The 14632-nt window shown below is 68.4% G+C and carries 13 protein-coding genes; 7 read left to right on the top strand and 6 right to left on the bottom strand.

What is annotated here, in order from left to right:
• Positions 1-59: 59 nt before the first annotated feature.
• The 3 genes from J2852_RS12720 to J2852_RS12710 form a co-directional block, all read right to left on the bottom strand.
• The gene (locus J2852_RS12720; protein WP_343206731.1) at positions 60-830 is read right to left on the bottom strand and encodes a response regulator; all 771 of its coding nucleotides are present in this window, start codon (positions 828-830) and stop codon (positions 60-62) included.
• A gap of 90 nt (positions 831-920) precedes the next feature.
• Positions 921-1391: an MmcB family DNA repair protein gene (locus tag J2852_RS12715; RefSeq protein WP_209875940.1), complete on the bottom strand. Its 471-nt coding sequence runs from the start codon at positions 1389-1391 to the stop codon at positions 921-923.
• Between the two features lie 111 nt (positions 1392-1502).
• Positions 1503-2756, bottom strand: a complete 1254-nt coding sequence (locus J2852_RS12710; protein WP_209875938.1) for a sensor histidine kinase — start codon at positions 2754-2756, stop codon at positions 1503-1505.
• Positions 2757-3068: 312 nt separating this feature from the next.
• Between J2852_RS12710 and J2852_RS12705 the strand changes: the two genes are divergently transcribed.
• The 4 genes from J2852_RS12705 (at position 3069) to J2852_RS12690 (ending at position 10189) form a co-directional block, all read left to right on the top strand.
• Positions 3069-4481 (top strand): ATP-binding response regulator, encoded by a 1413-nt coding sequence (locus tag J2852_RS12705; protein WP_209875936.1) that lies wholly within the window; start codon positions 3069-3071, stop codon positions 4479-4481.
• 224 nt (positions 4482-4705) lie between these two features.
• Positions 4706-6925: a sensor histidine kinase gene (locus tag J2852_RS12700; protein WP_209875934.1), complete on the top strand. Its 2220-nt coding sequence runs from the start codon at positions 4706-4708 to the stop codon at positions 6923-6925.
• Positions 6926-7564: 639 nt separating this feature from the next.
• Positions 7565-8962: a bifunctional enoyl-CoA hydratase/phosphate acetyltransferase gene (locus J2852_RS12695; RefSeq protein WP_209876455.1), complete on the top strand. Its 1398-nt coding sequence runs from the start codon at positions 7565-7567 to the stop codon at positions 8960-8962.
• Between the two features lie 12 nt (positions 8963-8974).
• Positions 8975-10189 carry an acetate/propionate family kinase gene (locus J2852_RS12690; RefSeq protein WP_209875932.1) on the top strand — a complete coding sequence of 405 codons (1215 nt, stop codon included), beginning with the start codon at positions 8975-8977 and terminating at the stop codon, positions 10187-10189.
• Between the two features lie 127 nt (positions 10190-10316).
• Here the strand turns inward: J2852_RS12690 and J2852_RS12685 are convergent, their stop codons facing one another.
• Positions 10317-10676 carry a hypothetical protein gene (locus J2852_RS12685; RefSeq protein ID WP_209875930.1) on the bottom strand — a complete coding sequence of 120 codons (360 nt, stop codon included), beginning with the start codon at positions 10674-10676 and terminating at the stop codon, positions 10317-10319.
• Positions 10677-10841: 165 nt separating this feature from the next.
• Between J2852_RS12685 and J2852_RS12680 the strand changes: the two genes are divergently transcribed.
• Complete coding sequence (locus J2852_RS12680) at positions 10842-11498, top strand: CBS domain-containing protein (protein WP_209875928.1); 657 nt, start codon at positions 10842-10844, stop codon at positions 11496-11498.
• A gap of 124 nt (positions 11499-11622) precedes the next feature.
• A complete protein-coding gene (locus J2852_RS12675) occupies positions 11623-12774 on the top strand; it encodes a DUF3095 family protein (protein WP_209875920.1) in 1152 nt (383 codons plus the stop codon).
• A 6-nt stretch (positions 12775-12780) separates the two neighbouring features.
• Here the strand turns inward: J2852_RS12675 and J2852_RS12670 are convergent, their stop codons facing one another.
• Together J2852_RS12670 and J2852_RS12665 are read right to left on the bottom strand one after the other, a co-directional pair.
• Positions 12781-13188, bottom strand: a complete 408-nt coding sequence (locus tag J2852_RS12670; RefSeq protein WP_209875918.1) for a hypothetical protein — start codon at positions 13186-13188, stop codon at positions 12781-12783.
• Positions 13189-13300: 112 nt separating this feature from the next.
• Entirely contained in the window at positions 13301-13750 is a 450-nt protein-coding gene (locus J2852_RS12665) for a YccF domain-containing protein (protein ID WP_209875916.1), read from the bottom strand.
• A gap of 212 nt (positions 13751-13962) precedes the next feature.
• Here J2852_RS12665 and J2852_RS12660 point away from each other — a divergent pair, with 212 nt between their 5' ends.
• Positions 13963-14526, top strand: a complete 564-nt coding sequence (locus tag J2852_RS12660; RefSeq protein ID WP_209875914.1) for a hypothetical protein — start codon at positions 13963-13965, stop codon at positions 14524-14526.
• The last annotated feature ends 106 nt before the right edge of the window (positions 14527-14632 follow it).

The raw sequence follows: 14632 nt of genomic DNA, 5'->3' as shown, positions 1-14632 counted from the left end.
AAACGTTTCAAAAGGATTCGAGGGAAAAGGGAGGCCCGCTCGGCGCGTGTTGAGTGGCGCTACGCTCCGGCGAGGCCGGCGCGCTGCGTCTCCAGCATGGCAAGCGCCGGGGTGAAGGCGTCGTCCAGTTGCCGGCGCAGGGCCGCCGCGTCGCCGTCGCCCGTCTCGACCGCCCGCTCCAACTCTTGCGCGGCGGCGCGCAGGGCCATGCAGCCGTAGATCCCCGCCACCCCGGCGATCTTGTGCGCCATGGAGCCGACCGTTACGCTGTCGCCGGCCGCCCAGGCGTCGGCCAAGGCGGCTTGGTATTGGCGCAACGTGGCGACCGTGCCGCCGATCAGGGCGGAAACGCGCTCGGCCGGCAGGTGTTCGCGCATCTGCCGGATGGCGTCCAGATTGAAGTCCGGCGGGGCCGTCCCGGCCGGTTCCCGCTGCAGGAGTGGCCCGTCGATGGCGAACAGCCGCTCCAGCACCGGTTGCAGAGTGTCGAGCCGCAAGGGTTTTTCCACCACCGCGTCGGCCCCGGCGGCATGGCAGAGGTCACGGTCCTCGGGGATGGCGCTGGCGGTCAGCATGACGATGCGCACGCGCGCTCGGTCGGGCAGGGCGCGGATGCGCCGCGCCGCCTCGGCCCCGTCCATCTCCGGCATGCGCAGGTCCATCAGCACGAGGTCGAAGCGCTCGCCCCGCACCGCCTCCAGCGCGGCGCGGCCATCGCCGACCACGGTCACCGCGTGCCCGGCGCGGCCCAGCAGCATCGCGGCGACCCGCTGGCTTACCGGCTCGTCCTCGGCCAGCAGGATGTGCAGCGGCGGAAGCTCGTCGGTCACAATCTCGCCCTCGTCGATTCCGTCATCACGGCATCGGCTATACCGGTCCCTGGCGTCCTGTCCACGGGCGTTCGGTCGCACGCCTTCAATTCATACCGGAGTGTCGCTTTGCGTGAAGGCGGGGTCTTCAAGGCGGTGCAGCCGCCCGGCTCCGGTCAGGGCTGCGCGCAGGATCAGCGTCTTGCGCCGGGCTGGAGCCAACTTGCACTCCGGCGCTTCGCGCAGCACCTCCGCGCCATAGGCGTCGGCGACCATCAGGCCGCAGTCCTCGGGGATCAGTTCGGTCGGGAAGGCGTCGTCCACGGCGAAGTAGAAGGCGTCGCACCAGTCCCGATACTCCGGCCATTTCTGGTCGGAGCGGAAGTCGGCGACCCCGCTCTTCACCTCGACGATGACGATGGTGCCGGCCTCGTCCATTGCCAGCACATCGGCGCGCCGGCCGCAGGCGAGGCGGAATTCCACCATGCTGGCAAAACCGCGCGCGGCGAGCGCCCGCCGCACGCCGCGAAAGATCGGTGGGGCGCCGCCGATGTTGAGTTCTGAGGGAAGATCGTCGGTCATTCTGATCGGAACGCTTCATGAACGAAGCGGCCACCATGAACCGCCTCCGCCTCCGCGCCAAGAGGCAATTCAGGGATGGCATTTCAGGGACGGCCATTCGGCAACCGCGCGTCACCGCCGCTGCCGTTGCTCCGGTCTGGCCTGCTGCGGGAAGGGTGCGATGGCGGTGCGGGGGATGCCGCGCTCGGCCGGGAAGATCAGGATGGCGGTGGTGCCGACGCCGGGCTCGCTTGCCAGATCCAGCCGGCCGCCGTGCAACTCCATCAGCCGCTTCACGATGGGCAGACCGAGGCCGGTGCCCTCCGACTGGCGGGCGGTGGCGATGTCGCCGCGCCCGAACGGCTCCAGCACGCGGGCGATGTTTTCCTCGGCGATGCCGACGCCGGTGTCCGCGACCATCAGGCCGATGCCGCCGTCGGGCAACTGGCTGGCGGTCAGCAGCACCTGCCCCCCGGCGGGCGTGAACTTGATCGCGTTGGACAGCAGGTTCAGCAGCATCTGCTTCAGCGCGCGGGAGTCGCCGAGCAGCAGCGGCATGTCGTCGGACAGATCGGAAGCCAGGATCACGCCGCGCTCGATCGCCTGTTCGGCGACCATGGCCGTGGTCTGGCGCGCGGTCTCCGCCACGTCGACGCCTTCCTCCCGCAGCTCCATCCGCCCGGCCTCGATGCGCGACAGGTCGAGGATGTCGTTGATCAGCGCCAGCAGATGCGCCCCGCTCTGGTGGATGTCCTCGGCATAGGCGCGGTAGCGGGCGGAGCCGAGCGGCCCGAAGGTCTCGTCCAGCAACAGTTCCGCGAAGCCCAGCACCGCGTTCAGCGGCGTGCGCAGCTCGTGGCTCATGTGGGCGAGGAATTCGCTCTTGGCGCGGCTGGCGCGCTCCGCCTCGCGGCGGGCGGCGCGGGCTTCGGTCTCGCGGGCGCGCAGCTCCGCGATCAGCGCGGCGGGCGAGCCGCCCTCCGTCTTTTCGGGGCCGAGGTCGATGATGGTGGCGCCGACTCCGTTTGCCGAGGGTCCAGCCGCGATGCGCCAGCGGGAATTCCCCACCGTCAGCACGCGCTGCACGCTCCGGCCGCTCGTCATGCACTCCATCAGGCAGGCGAACAGGCCGACGCAGCCGCCGTTGGCGCCGTCGCCGCGCAACCGCCGTCCGGCCAGCCGCCCGCCGAACATCCGCAGCGCCGCCGGATTGGCCGTTTGCCACTCGAAATCCGTCACCGCTCCGTTTCCGGACCGCACCGCCGCCAGAGAAACGACCGCGTCGGGCAGGCTGGCGAGAAGAGTCGTGGCGAGAAGCGCCGTCTCGCCCGGACTGGACGCGTCCGGCGTTTGAATCGGGGGAGGGGCGAGGAGTCCGGCGGCCATGCCGTCAGAATCCAAAAACAATCACTAACAATCAATAAATGATTTGTCGCGATTGTGCCGGTTACTTGGCGTGCCGTGTCCGAGCGGTATCCGGCTCTCCTCAAATCTTCATTGCCTTTGCGTAAAACTTTATGGAATGCTGACGGCGGCCTGATCTCGGCGCGGCGTCTCCCGGGGCTCTGTCCGGTCTCTGTCCAATGGCCGGCTTGATCCCGCCCCAAAGACCCGTAGCCTGTGCATGAGGAACCGAGCATACCGGGGGATGCGCGGCACACGATGTCCGAGGGAACGAGCACTCACGGAGGGCCGCAAATGGGCGGCCATGAGGGCGGCGCGACGCTGGTCTTCGACTCCCAAGGCCGGCTTGCCGCCTGGGACGAGGCGGCGGCAGCCCTGCCCGGCGCCGCCGGACGGCTGGCGAACGGCGCGCCGTCCGACGCGCTGGCGCCGCTGTTCGCCGATCGTGCGGTGACGGACCTGCCGCTGTCCGGCGGCGGTTTCCTGCGCCGCGTGGGTGCCAGGCCTGCGAGCGGCCCGCCCGAGAACAGCCCGCCCGAGAACAGCCGGATGGGCGCCGACCTGTCCGGCCGCCTGTTTGCCGCCGCCAGCCACGACCTGCGCCAGCCCCTGGCCGCGCTGTCGCTGCTGCTGGGCGCCCTGGAAGGGCGGATCACGGAAGGTCGAAACATGGATGGCCGGGCCGGCGGGGTCGGCAGCGACCCGGTGACCCGCGACCTGCTCGCCTCCATGGGCAACGCCATCCAATCCATGAAGGGCATGGTGGACGGCCATTTCGATCTCGTACGGTTGCAGGCCGGCCTGATGCAGCCGGACGTCGGCTCGCCCGTGCTCAACGGCATCCTGATGCGGCTGGCGCTGGACGCCGCCCCCCGTTTCGACGCGCAGGGGCTGCGCTTTTCAGTGATGCCCTGCTCGGTCCGCGTGCGCACCGACCCCACGCTGCTGGAGCGCATCCTTCAGGGTTTCGTCGCGGACGCCCTGCGCCGCACCGTGCGGGGGCGGATCGTGATCGGGGGGCGGCGGCGCGGCGGCGACCTGCGCATCGAACTGTGGGACACCGGCCGCGTCCTGCCGCCCGAGCAACTGCGCGCCTTGCGCGAGGAATTGCAGCGCCCCGACGGGGATGGCCCGCTCGACCTCGGGCTTCGGCTGGCGCGCGGGCTGGCGCGGCGGCTCGGCCATCGGTTGGAGGTGGATTGGGTGGAAGGGCGCGGCACCATGTTCGCCGTGGTGGTCCCGCAGGCGGACGAGAGCGAGGACGATCCCTCCGCCTTTCCCGCCCAGGACTCCGGCGCGCCGGAGCGGAATCCGGACGTCAGCCTCGCCCGCGTGCTGGTGATTGAGGACGACCCGATGGTGCTCGACGCGCTGGGCGCGCTGCTCGGCCAATGGGGCTGCGCGGTGATCGGGGCGGAGTCCTACGACGCGGCGCTCGACCGGCTCGGCCCATCCCCGCAAGCGCCCGATCTGGTGATTTCCGACCTGCGGCTGAAGGGCGCAGCCAACGGAATCGTCGCCATCCGGCAGATCGCCAAGGCGCTGAACGCCGATCTGCCGGGCCTGATCCTGACCGGCGACACCGATCCCATGCGGCTGCGCGAGGCGCGGCTGTCCGGCTATCCGCTGCTGCACAAGCCGGTGGCGCCGCTGGCGTTGCGCGCCGCCGTCGCCCGCCTGCTCGGCCGCGAACGCCTGAAATCCTGAGTAATCAAATGAATCGGATCAACCGTCCAGGATGACGATGCATTCATGGGTGTTTCCGAATTGACATGAAGGAATCGACAAAAATTTACCTTTAGGAAAGGAATGCAGAGACCCTAACCTGCTTTTGCGCTTTGTATTCCAATCGGAAGAGGGGGTGGCTTTCCCCTTTTCGATTTATTCAACGGTTTGTATAATTCTGGGGTGGCATTCCCCGGTGGATTGGTATGGCGTTCTGGGCCAAGCAAAGAAAAGGCGGTTCTCTGGCGGTTCCGGTTCTGGTGGCCGCCGGTCTGGCGCTGTCCGCCGGCGCCTTCGTTCAGATGCGCCAGGCCAGCCGGGAGGTCGAAGGCGCGCTTCTGGAACGGCAGGCGATCCAGCTGCACGATGCCCTGAAGGAGCGGATCGACAGCCACGCCCTGCTGCTGCGCGCGATGCGCTCGCCCTTTTCCGGGACGATGCCGGTCAGCCGTGAAGGCTTCGCCGACGCGACCCGGCCGATGCTCCCCCTGTTCCCCAGCCTGCGGGCGGTCGGCTGGGCGCGCCGCGTCACGGCGGTCGAGGCGCCGGGGCTTGAGGTGGAGATGCGTCTGGCCGGCCTTCTCGACTTCGCCGTGCGCAACGTCGCCGGGCCGCCGCCCTCCGCCATGGCTCCGGGGGAGGATCTGTTCGTCAACGTCCTGCTGGAACCGGTGGAGCGGGCCTCCTTCGGCTTCGGCATCAACATCGCCTCGGTGCCCGACCGGGTGCCGGTCCTGGGCAAATCCTGCGCGACCGGCGCGATGGTCGCGGCCGACGCGCTGACCCCGCCGGGGCGGGAAGGGCTCGGCCGTGGCTTCATCCTGTACCTGCCGGTCTATCGGCGCGGCGCCGAACGCGACGACCCGGCGCAGCGATGCGCGGAAATGGCCGGCTTTCTGTGGGCGGTGTTCGGCGTCGATCAACTGCTGAAGGAAGCGGTGGATCGGGTGCGGCCGGCGCACGGCGACGTGTATGTGCTGGATACGGTGGCGCCGGAAGGAAAGCGGGTCCTGTCGGCCTGGTCCGAAGGCGGCGCGGTGGTGCGTCCGCCGTCCCCCGCGGAATCGGTTCTCACGGGCGTCAAGACCTTTCGGCATGACCTGGATGTCGGCGGGCTGCGCTGGCAGGTGGTGCTGGCGGTGCCGCCGGCCCCACTGATCGCCCGCACCGACTACGCGGCCTTGGCGGTGCTGGCGATGGGAATTTTGCTGACGCTGGGGCTCGCCGGCTACACCCGGCGCGAGGCCCAGGCCAAGCGCCTGCTGCAGACCGAGGCGCGGGCCCGCGCCGCCATGGCCCGTGCGCTGCGGGAAAGCGAGGAGCGGTTTCGGCTGGCGCTGCGCCATTCGCGGGTGGCGGTGTTCAGCCAGGACCGCAACCTGCGCTACATCTGGATGTACAACCCCCAGACCCCGCGCCCGGCGGAGGTCTACATCGGCCGCACCCACGCCGACCTCTATTCGCCGGAGGACGCGGCCAAGCTCGACGCGGCCAAGCGCCCAGTGCTGGAAACCGGCATCGGCAGCCGGCAGGAGGTGCGGGTCACCTCACTCGGGCGCGAGCAGGTCTTCGACCTGATCGTGGAGCCGTTGCGCGACGACACCGGGGTGGTCACCGGCGTGATCTGCGCTTCCATCGACATCACGGAAGGCGTCCTGATCCGCGAGGCGCTGGCCGAGGCGCACGCCGAGGCGGAAAGTGCCAACCTCGCCAAGTCGCGCTTCCTGGCCGCCGCCAGCCACGACCTGCGCCAGCCCTTCCAGGCCATGAGCCTGTTCCACCACATCCTGTCGGCTAGGCTGACCGACCCCAAGCAGCAGGAGGTGGCCGTCAAGTTGGGCGAGGCGCTGGCCACCGGCAACACGCTGCTCAACAACCTGCTCGACACCTCGGCGCTGGAGTCGGGAACCGTCAAGCCGCGCCCGCAATCCTTCCCCTTCCAGGAGATCGCCGACCGGCTCGCCACCGAGATCGCCGATCAGGCGACCGGCAAGGGGCTGTCGCTGCGCATGGTGCCGACCTCCGCCATCGTGCACAGCGACCCGGTGCTGTTGGAGCGCATGGTGCGCAACCTGCTGGTCAACGCGCTGCGTTACACGGTGTCCGGGCGCATCCTGCTGGGGTGCCGCCGTCGCGGCGGGCAACTCGCCATCGAGGTGTGGGACACCGGCCCCGGCATCCCCGCCGACCAGCAGCAGCGCATCTTCGAGGATTTCTACCGCTGCGGCGCCGACCAGCCCGACGCCGGGCGCGGCCTTGGTCTCGGCCTGTCCATCGTCCGCCGCACCGCGCAGATTCTGGGCCACCGGGTCGGCGTCCGCTCCACGGTGGGCAAGGGGACGGTCTTCTCCATCGCCGTGCCGCTGGTCGGCGACCGCCACAACCCGCCCGAGCCCGAATCGGAGCCGGCCGTCGCGTCGGCGTAGGCGCCGTTCCGCTCCTCCCCCTTTTCCGTATCTCTGCCGCAGCACGGAATCCGTTGTCCGCTGTTGGGATAACATTGTGCGCTGCACTTCATTGCTGCGTTGCGATGGGTGCAGGGCTTGTCTGTATTCGCGAAAGACCAAGCCGCGCTGCACCTGCGCAATGCCCCAATACGGAGGCAGTATGAAATTATTAATGAAAAGTAAACGCCAGTCGAGTTCCATGCCGCTTGATTTAGGTCATTCGGCAAAAACTTGGCCTGCTGTATGACTGTCTTCGGACGGCACCTCCGCCAAAGGGCAAAGTCGACCGGCATTGGGCGCAATCGCGAAGGATGTGCGACGCGCCGGACTTGGGTTGGCGGCGGGAGCCGGACGATGGGGCGAATGGGACAACGTGGGGGTGCGACACTGTTGCACCGCAATATTTGCGCGAAAGACCCGACACTGTCACATTCGTTTCACGGCGCCGCGCTATGCAGGGCGCCCAACCAACGGACCGCGGCGACGAACAAGCCGACGGCCGGGAGGATTCGGCCAAGGATCATGCGGATTCCGAGCCGCTATCCGACTTAGGAGCTTTTTATGGACACCGCCATCGTCTCCGACAAGATCGACTTCGGGAAGAACGGCTCAAGCGCCATGATCGAAAACGTCACTTTCGAAGAAATCCGGATCGGCCAGCAGGCCAGCCTGTCGCGGCGTCTGACCATGTCCGACATCGAGCTGTTCGCCACCGTGTCGGGCGACATTAACCCCGCTCACCTCGACGAGGAGTATGCGGCGGACAGCCTGTTCCACAAGGTGATCGGCCACGGCATGTGGTCGGGCTCGCTGATCTCGGCCGTGCTCGGCACGCTGCTGCCGGGTCCGGGCACGATCTACATGGGCCAGGATCTGCGCTTCAAGCGCCCGGTCGGTCTCGGCGACGTCATCACCGTGACGGTGACCGCCAAGGAGAAGCGCGACGACAAGAACATCGTCGTCTTCGACTGCGTTGCGCTGAACCAGGATGGCAAGGAGGTCGTCTCCGGCCAGGCCGAGGTGATCGCGCCGACCAAGAAGGTCCGCCGCGCCGCGCACGAGCTGCCGCAGGTGCAGGTCATCCGCCATGATGGGCATGAGCTTCTGCTGAAGAAGTGCGAGGCGCTGCCGCCGGTCCCGACCGCCGTCGTGCACCCGTGCGACGAAAGCTCGCTGAAGGGCGCCGTCGAGGCCGCCGAGGCGGGCCTGATCGACCCGGTGCTGGTCGGCCCTGAGTCGAAGATCAAGTCGCTCGCCGACACCTATGGGCTGGACATCTCCCGCTACCGCATCGTGGACGTGGCGCACAGCCATGCCTCGGCCGAGACCGGCGTGAAGCTCGCCCGCGTCGGCGAGTGCGAAGCGGTGATGAAGGGCTCGCTGCACACCGACGAGCTGATGGCCGAGGTGGTCCGCAAGGAAACCGGCCTGCGCACCGGCCGTCGCCTGTCCCACGTCTTCGTGATGAACGTGCCGACCTACCCGCGCACGCTGCTGATCACCGACGCGGCGATCAACATCTACCCGACGCTGGAAGACAAGGTGGACATCGTCCAGAACGCCATCGACCTCGCCAAGGTCCTGGGCGTCGAGACGCCGAAGGTCGCCATCCTGTCGGCGGTGGAGACGGTGAACCCCAAGATCGCCTCCACCCTTGAGGCGGCGGCGCTCTGCAAGATGGCCGACCGTGGCCAGATCAAGGGCGGCGTCCTCGACGGCCCGCTGGCCTTCGACAACGCCATCAGCCTTGAGGCCGCCCGCACCAAGGGCATCGTCTCCGAGGTCGCGGGTCAGGCCGACATCCTGCTGGTTCCCGACCTGGAGGCCGGCAACATGCTGGCCAAGCAGCTGTCCTTCCTGGCGAATTCGGATGCCGCCGGCATCGTGCTGGGCGCCCGCGTTCCGATCATCCTGACCAGCCGCGCCGACAACGTGCGCACGCGTCTCGCCTCCTGCGCGGTGGGCGCGCTGGCTGCGGCGTCCCGCCGCCGTGGCGCCGCCAGCGCCGCCGAGTAAGGGGCCCTTACCATGTCCACGGACAAATCCAAGGGCGGCAACGCCATCCTGGTCATCAACGCCGGCTCATCCAGCCTGAAATTCTCGGTCTTCCGGGAAACGGGCAAGGAGCAGGTGGCGGTGGTGATCAACGGCCAGATCTCCGGCATCGGCACCGAGCCGAAGTTCGAGGCCAAGGACACCCAGAAGCGCCTGATGGCCGAGCGCGCCTGGACGGCGTCCGAGCCGTCCGACCGCACGGCCCTTCTCGGCTTCCTGCTCGATTGGGTGGAGGAGCATCTGGAGGGCGCGAAGCTGGTGGCCGCCGGCCACCGCGTCGTGCACGGCGGCACGCGCTATTCGGCGCCCGTGCTGCTGACGCCGGAGGTCATGGCGGAGCTTGAGAGCTTCGTCCCCCTGGCCCCGCTGCACCAGCCGCACAACCTCGCGGCCATCCGCGCGCTGGGCGAGGCGCATCCGGAGCTGCCGCAGGTCGCCTGCTTCGACACGGCGTTCCATCGCGGCCAGCCGTGGCAGTCGCAGACCTTCGCCATCCCGCGCGAGCTGACGGAGGAGGGCGTGCGCCGCTACGGCTTCCACGGCCTCTCCTACGAGTACATCGCCCGCCGCCTGCCGGAACTGGCCCCGAACCTCGCGGACGCCCGCGTCGTCGTGGCCCATCTCGGCAGCGGCGCCAGCATGTGCGCCATCCACGCGGGCCGAAGCGTGGACAGCACCATGGGCTTCACCGCTCTGGACGGTCTGCCCATGGGCACCCGTTGCGGCAACATCGACCCCGGCGTGCTGATCTATCTGATGCGCCAGAAGGGCATGGACGCCGGCGCCATCGAAAAGCTGCTCTACAACAAGTCGGGCCTGCTCGGCGTGTCGGGCGTGTCCAACGACATGCGTGCCCTGCTGGAGAGTGTGGATCCGCACGCGGCCGAGGCGGTGGAGCTGTTCTGCTTCCGCATCGCCAAGGAAACCGGCGCCCTGTCCGCCTCCATGGGCGGCATCGACGCGCTGGTCTTCACCGCCGGCATCGGCGAGCGCTCCGCCCCGGTGCGCCAGCGCGTCGGCGACAAGCTGGCGTGGCTGGGCGTGGAGATCGACCCGGCCGCCAACGAGGCGAACCGCTCGACCATCTCGACGCCGGGCAGCCGCATCCCCGTCTACGTCATCCCGACCGACGAGGAGCAGATGATCGCCCTGCACACCCAGGAACTCCTGGGCCAGGGCACGCACTGACCGCCAGGGTTCCGGCATGAAAAAGGCCCGCTTCCCTCGGGAGGCGGGCCTTTTTGTTGGTCGTGTGTCGGACCGCGCCGGCGCTTGGCCCAACCTAGGACGGTGCGATCTTAGGACGGTGTGATCTTCACAGCCCCTTCCAGGCGCGCAGATATTCGATCAGCTTGCGCTCGTAGAAAGGCTGCGGCGGCTGATAGCGGGCGACCAGCCCTACCTTGTCGTCCATCTTCACGACCATGCCGTGGCAGGCGAACTCCACCGGGTCGCCGTTCAGCTGGAACGCGATGCGGAAGTCGAACTGCTGCTTGGCGATCAGGTCGCCATCGTAGGGCCGGATGCGGAACGAGCCCATGGCGAACTCTTCCGGCGCGTATTCGTGGCGGTCGATCACGATGTTCGGCGGCGCCGACGGGCGCTCCTTCGGGGCCGTCGCCGCAGGGGCAGAGCCACCCTTGTCACGTCCGCTCAGTTTCGACAGCCACGACATGGCGGTACACGCCCTTTCCGAACAGACCCGTTAACCGAAATCCTATTTCCGACATTTTTCAGGGCATTTCGTTTAGCAATGGTTAACGGCCCGTTTTGCGCCATTCGGGTCCACTTTTTCATGCCAAATTCTGCTTGGCCCGCCAGTTTTGGGCGGATTTGTCGCATGTGGCGGCAGCATGGCAACCATGCCGATGATTTCGGGCCGAAGTCCTCGTCTGAAAAAATGAAAGGGGGTACCCTTTTCCAACCTCAAATATTTACTGTCCGCAAGGAAAGTTCCGCGCCAATGCTGTTAGCGCATGCGGAATTTTATTGTGCGCCTGCGAAGAGGAAGCAAAAACAAGAAGTTTGGTCCGTTCTCGCCTGTCGAAGGAGGGCAGCCATGATGCACCGCAATGTCGGGGAACTTCTGAACCATCGCCGTGTCGTCAGTCTTCCACCGGGAGCCTCGGTGCGGGAGGCCGCGCGCCGGATGAAGGCCGCGCATGTGGCCTCCGTCGTGGTGACGGCATCGGCCGACGACCACATCGAGGGCATCTTCACCGAACGCGATCTGACCGACCGCGTGGTCGCCGACGGTCTCGACCCCGACGCAACACCGTTGTCGGCGGTGATGACGCCGTACCCGGTCACGGTGAGCCCGGACACCAGTGTGCGCGAAGCGTTGCGCAACATGTTCCAGAACGGCCTGCGCCACCTGCCCATTATCCAAGACAACCATGTGATCGGCATCGTCTCCATGCGCGATTTCATGGGCGAAGAACTGGCGGCTCTCGACCGCGAAAAGGAACTGATGGAAAGCCTCACCGAAGCGCTTTGATATCGAAGGCACCGCCGCAGCGCCGCCCCCACCTGGCTCGGGGGCGGCACCTTATTTTGCGCTCCGCTCCCGCGCCCGCGCGGCGTAAACTCGACCCCAATCCCCCTGCGCCGGAGGGTTCGAGGTGCGCCTCCCGTCCATCCACGACTTCGCCGCCGAGGCGACCGATCCCGGCCGCTACGCCGCGCTGGGCGGGGACTGGGCGCTGGCGGTCGCCGACGTGGTGGGCAGCACGCGGCTCGCCGCCGAGGGGCGCCACCGCGACGTGAACTTCGTCGCCGCCGCGGTGGTCGCCGTCCTGTCGGAGGCGGTGCGCGAGGCCCCCGATCCCGCCGCCTGCCAGTTCGGCGGCGACGGCGGCATCGCCGCCGTGCCGCCCGGCCGTGCCCAGGCCGCGCACGAGGCGCTGGCGGCGCTCGCCCACTGGTCCGCGACCGACATGGATGTGCCGCTCCGCGTCGGCCTCATCCCCGTCGAGGCTTTGCTTGCCGAAGGGCTGGAGGTTCTGGCCGCCCTGCATGATTTCGGCAACGGCAACGCCTTCGGCCTGTTCCTCGGCAGCGGGGTCGCGGCCGCCGACGCCTGGGTGAAGGCCGATCCGCGCTGGCGCATCGACCCGCAAGCTGGCCCGCTTCCCGGCCTGGAAGGCGTGTCCTGCCGCTGGAACCCCGTGACCACGAAACGCGGCACCATCCTGTGCGTCATCGTGGATCCGCTGGCCGGTGGCGCGGAGGGCTTGGCGACGCTGGCCCGCGTGCAGGCGGACATCGAGCGCGTCGTGTCGACCTCCGTCGCCGCCCCGCTGGGCATGGGGGAGCGGCTGGTGGCGAACTGGCCGCCCTCCTGGCGGTCCCTCCGGCTGGAGGCCCGCACGCGTCCGCGCGGCCGGCGTGCCATGACCGTCCTTGCCGCGCTGGCGAAATCCGCAATCCTCAGCACCCTGCTGAAGCTCGGCCGAAGACTGCCCGCCTTCGACCCGGAACAGTACCGCCGCAGCATGGCGGAGCGGTCGGACTTTCGCAAATCGGCGGGCGGCCCGCGCTTCGTGCTGGACGTGACGGAGGCGGAGGCCGGGGCCATCGACGCCCTGCTGCGCGCCCACGCCGACGCCGGCCGCATCCGCTACGGCACCGCGCGGGCGCGGGCGACGACGGTGACCTGCCTCGTCGGCGATCTCGCCGCCGACCGGCACGTCCATTTCGTGGACGGCTCCGAACTCGGCTTCTGGCGGGCCTCGGTGATGCTCAAGGAGATGAAGGCGACGGTGCCGGTGTAAAGAGCCCTATTGCGCCTGGGTCTGCTGCACTCTGAACGTGTTGCGCAGGGTGCCGTCGGCGTTGACCATCTGGTAGGTCCCGTCGCCGACCCGGTAGATGTCCATGCACTGCTGCCGCTGGTCTTCGTCCAGGGTCAGGCAGTAGCGGTCGCCGACCACGGCCCACCGTCCGCTCTGGTTTGCCTTGGAACCGGAAACCGTCACCCGGCCGTCGGGGGTGAAGGTGTTGGTGTAGGACCGGCCGCGCGGGTTCGACAGGCTGATCGTCTTGCCCGACAACAGGCTGGACACCTCGGCGCCGTTCAGTTGCTGCGCGCCCGCCTTCTTGTAATCGGGTTGCAGCCCGGCGCAGGCCGGCAGGACCAGCAGAACGGCAAGGGCGGCAAAACGGGCGCGCGCAAGATGGGTTCGCATGATTAGGCCCCCGGCAGCGATGATGATGTCACCGCACCAATGGTGACGGGCGCGCGGCCGGGATCAAGGCTGTTACCGTTGCATACGCGGACAGGCTCGCCGGGGCGCTTGTCTACGCCCCGCGCCCGAACATCGCCCGCCGCCGGCTCTCCGCCTCGTCCGTGGTGACGATCTCTGTCCCGATGGGCCACAGCGCCAGCAGGGCCAGCTTCAGGTGCGCCCAGGCGAAGGGCAGGCCGATGATGGTCAGGGCAAGGCCGATCGCCGTCGCCACATGGCCGATGGCCAGCCACCAGCCGGCGAACACGAACCACAGGATGTTGCCGACGGTGCCCAGCGCGCCGGTGCCGAGATCCTCGCGGCCACGGAACTCATCCCGGCGAACGGCGGTTTGTCCAAATGGCAGCAGCGTGTACCAGGCGATGGTGAATGCCGAACGGGCCCACGGAATGCCGACGATGGTGAGCACCATCACCAGCGCCGCGAGCAACCAGCCCGCGGCCATCCAGATGCCGCCGGTGAACACCCACAGGATGTTGAGGATAAGGCTGATCACGGGCATTGGGGCAGTCTCCTTCGGCATCGGATGTGGGGATACCGGGCCGCTCCGTCGAGAGGGCGCCGGTCGGAAAGTGGCGCACCGAAAGAGGTGCCCGGAGGCCGCCTTCGCTCGCTTGAAGGCGAATGCCTCCATCCATAGATCGGAGTAGCGCCCCGACGACGGGGCGAAGACACGCCGCAAGCCGTCCACGGTTTCACCGTTTCGGAGGCCGCATGAACGAGGTCCTGAACCACGAAGAGTCCACCGGCGTCCCCACGGGGGCCGAACAGACCGTCACCATGGCGCCCGTCGTGAACGCCATTCTCGGCACCGCCGTCGCGGCGGCCGTGAAGCGCGCCGAACCCTCGGACGTCGCGCACGGCCTGATCGCGGGCTTGCGCCTGCTGCGGTCGGCGGCGGAGCAGGAGGCCGGCTACACCATGGCGACGGCCATCGACACCGCCATCCGCACGCGCCTGCTGGTCGAGAACCTGTCGGCCCTGCGCACCACCGGTCAGGCGCCGAAGGCCGTCGCCTTGCCCCCGCCGGGGCCGGGCGCCGCGTTGGCCGCTGCCATCTTCGTCAGCGCGGCGGAATCCTGCCTGACCGTCAACGCGCACGCGTCCGACAACGGCCCGCTGGAGCTGGCGGTCTTCGCTTTTTCCACCCAGCTGGTCCAGCAATTGGGCGGCGCCCCCGACTGGCGCGCGCTGTGCGACCAGCTTCACCGCCCCTCCGAAAAGCGTGACGCGGCGCAGGCGGCGGCGCTCCCGGCCGGCGGCGGCACGGTGCATTAGCGGCCTTTTAGTACTACTGTGTCATAAGTTTGGTTTCTGAAGAGGGCAGGCCTGAAGGCAGCACGGGCATCTTGGCAGTCGGCGGGCCAAACGGACGGCGATCTGG

This window comes from Azospirillum soli, from assembly GCF_017876165.1.
Lineage (GTDB): Bacteria > Pseudomonadota > Alphaproteobacteria > Azospirillales > Azospirillaceae > Azospirillum > Azospirillum soli.
This window is presented reverse-complemented; position numbering and strand designations above follow the sequence as displayed.

What these genes read in the sequence shown, in the direction of transcription:
- J2852_RS12700 (WP_209875934.1), top strand. Translation starts at nt 4,706, where the DNA reads ATGGCGTTCTGGGCCAAGCAAAGAAAAGGCGGTTCTCTGGCGGTTCCG.
- J2852_RS12710 (WP_209875938.1), bottom strand. Translation starts at nt 2,756, where the DNA reads ATGGCCGCCGGACTCCTCGCCCCTCCCCCGATTCAAACGCCGGACGCG.
- J2852_RS12695 (WP_209876455.1), top strand. Translation starts at nt 7,565, where the DNA reads ATGATCGAAAACGTCACTTTCGAAGAAATCCGGATCGGCCAGCAGGCC.
- J2852_RS12680 (WP_209875928.1), top strand. Translation starts at nt 10,842, where the DNA reads ATGTGGCGGCAGCATGGCAACCATGCCGATGATTTCGGGCCGAAGTCC.
- J2852_RS12715 (WP_209875940.1), bottom strand. Translation starts at nt 1,391, where the DNA reads ATGACCGACGATCTTCCCTCAGAACTCAACATCGGCGGCGCCCCACCG.
- J2852_RS12705 (WP_209875936.1), top strand. Translation starts at nt 3,069, where the DNA reads ATGGGCGGCCATGAGGGCGGCGCGACGCTGGTCTTCGACTCCCAAGGC.
- J2852_RS12660 (WP_209875914.1), top strand. Translation starts at nt 13,963, where the DNA reads ATGAACGAGGTCCTGAACCACGAAGAGTCCACCGGCGTCCCCACGGGG.
- J2852_RS12685 (WP_209875930.1), bottom strand. Translation starts at nt 10,676, where the DNA reads ATGTCGTGGCTGTCGAAACTGAGCGGACGTGACAAGGGTGGCTCTGCC.
- J2852_RS12670 (WP_209875918.1), bottom strand. Translation starts at nt 13,188, where the DNA reads ATGCGAACCCATCTTGCGCGCGCCCGTTTTGCCGCCCTTGCCGTTCTG.
- J2852_RS12665 (WP_209875916.1), bottom strand. Translation starts at nt 13,750, where the DNA reads ATGCCCGTGATCAGCCTTATCCTCAACATCCTGTGGGTGTTCACCGGC.
- J2852_RS12690 (WP_209875932.1), top strand. Translation starts at nt 8,975, where the DNA reads ATGTCCACGGACAAATCCAAGGGCGGCAACGCCATCCTGGTCATCAAC.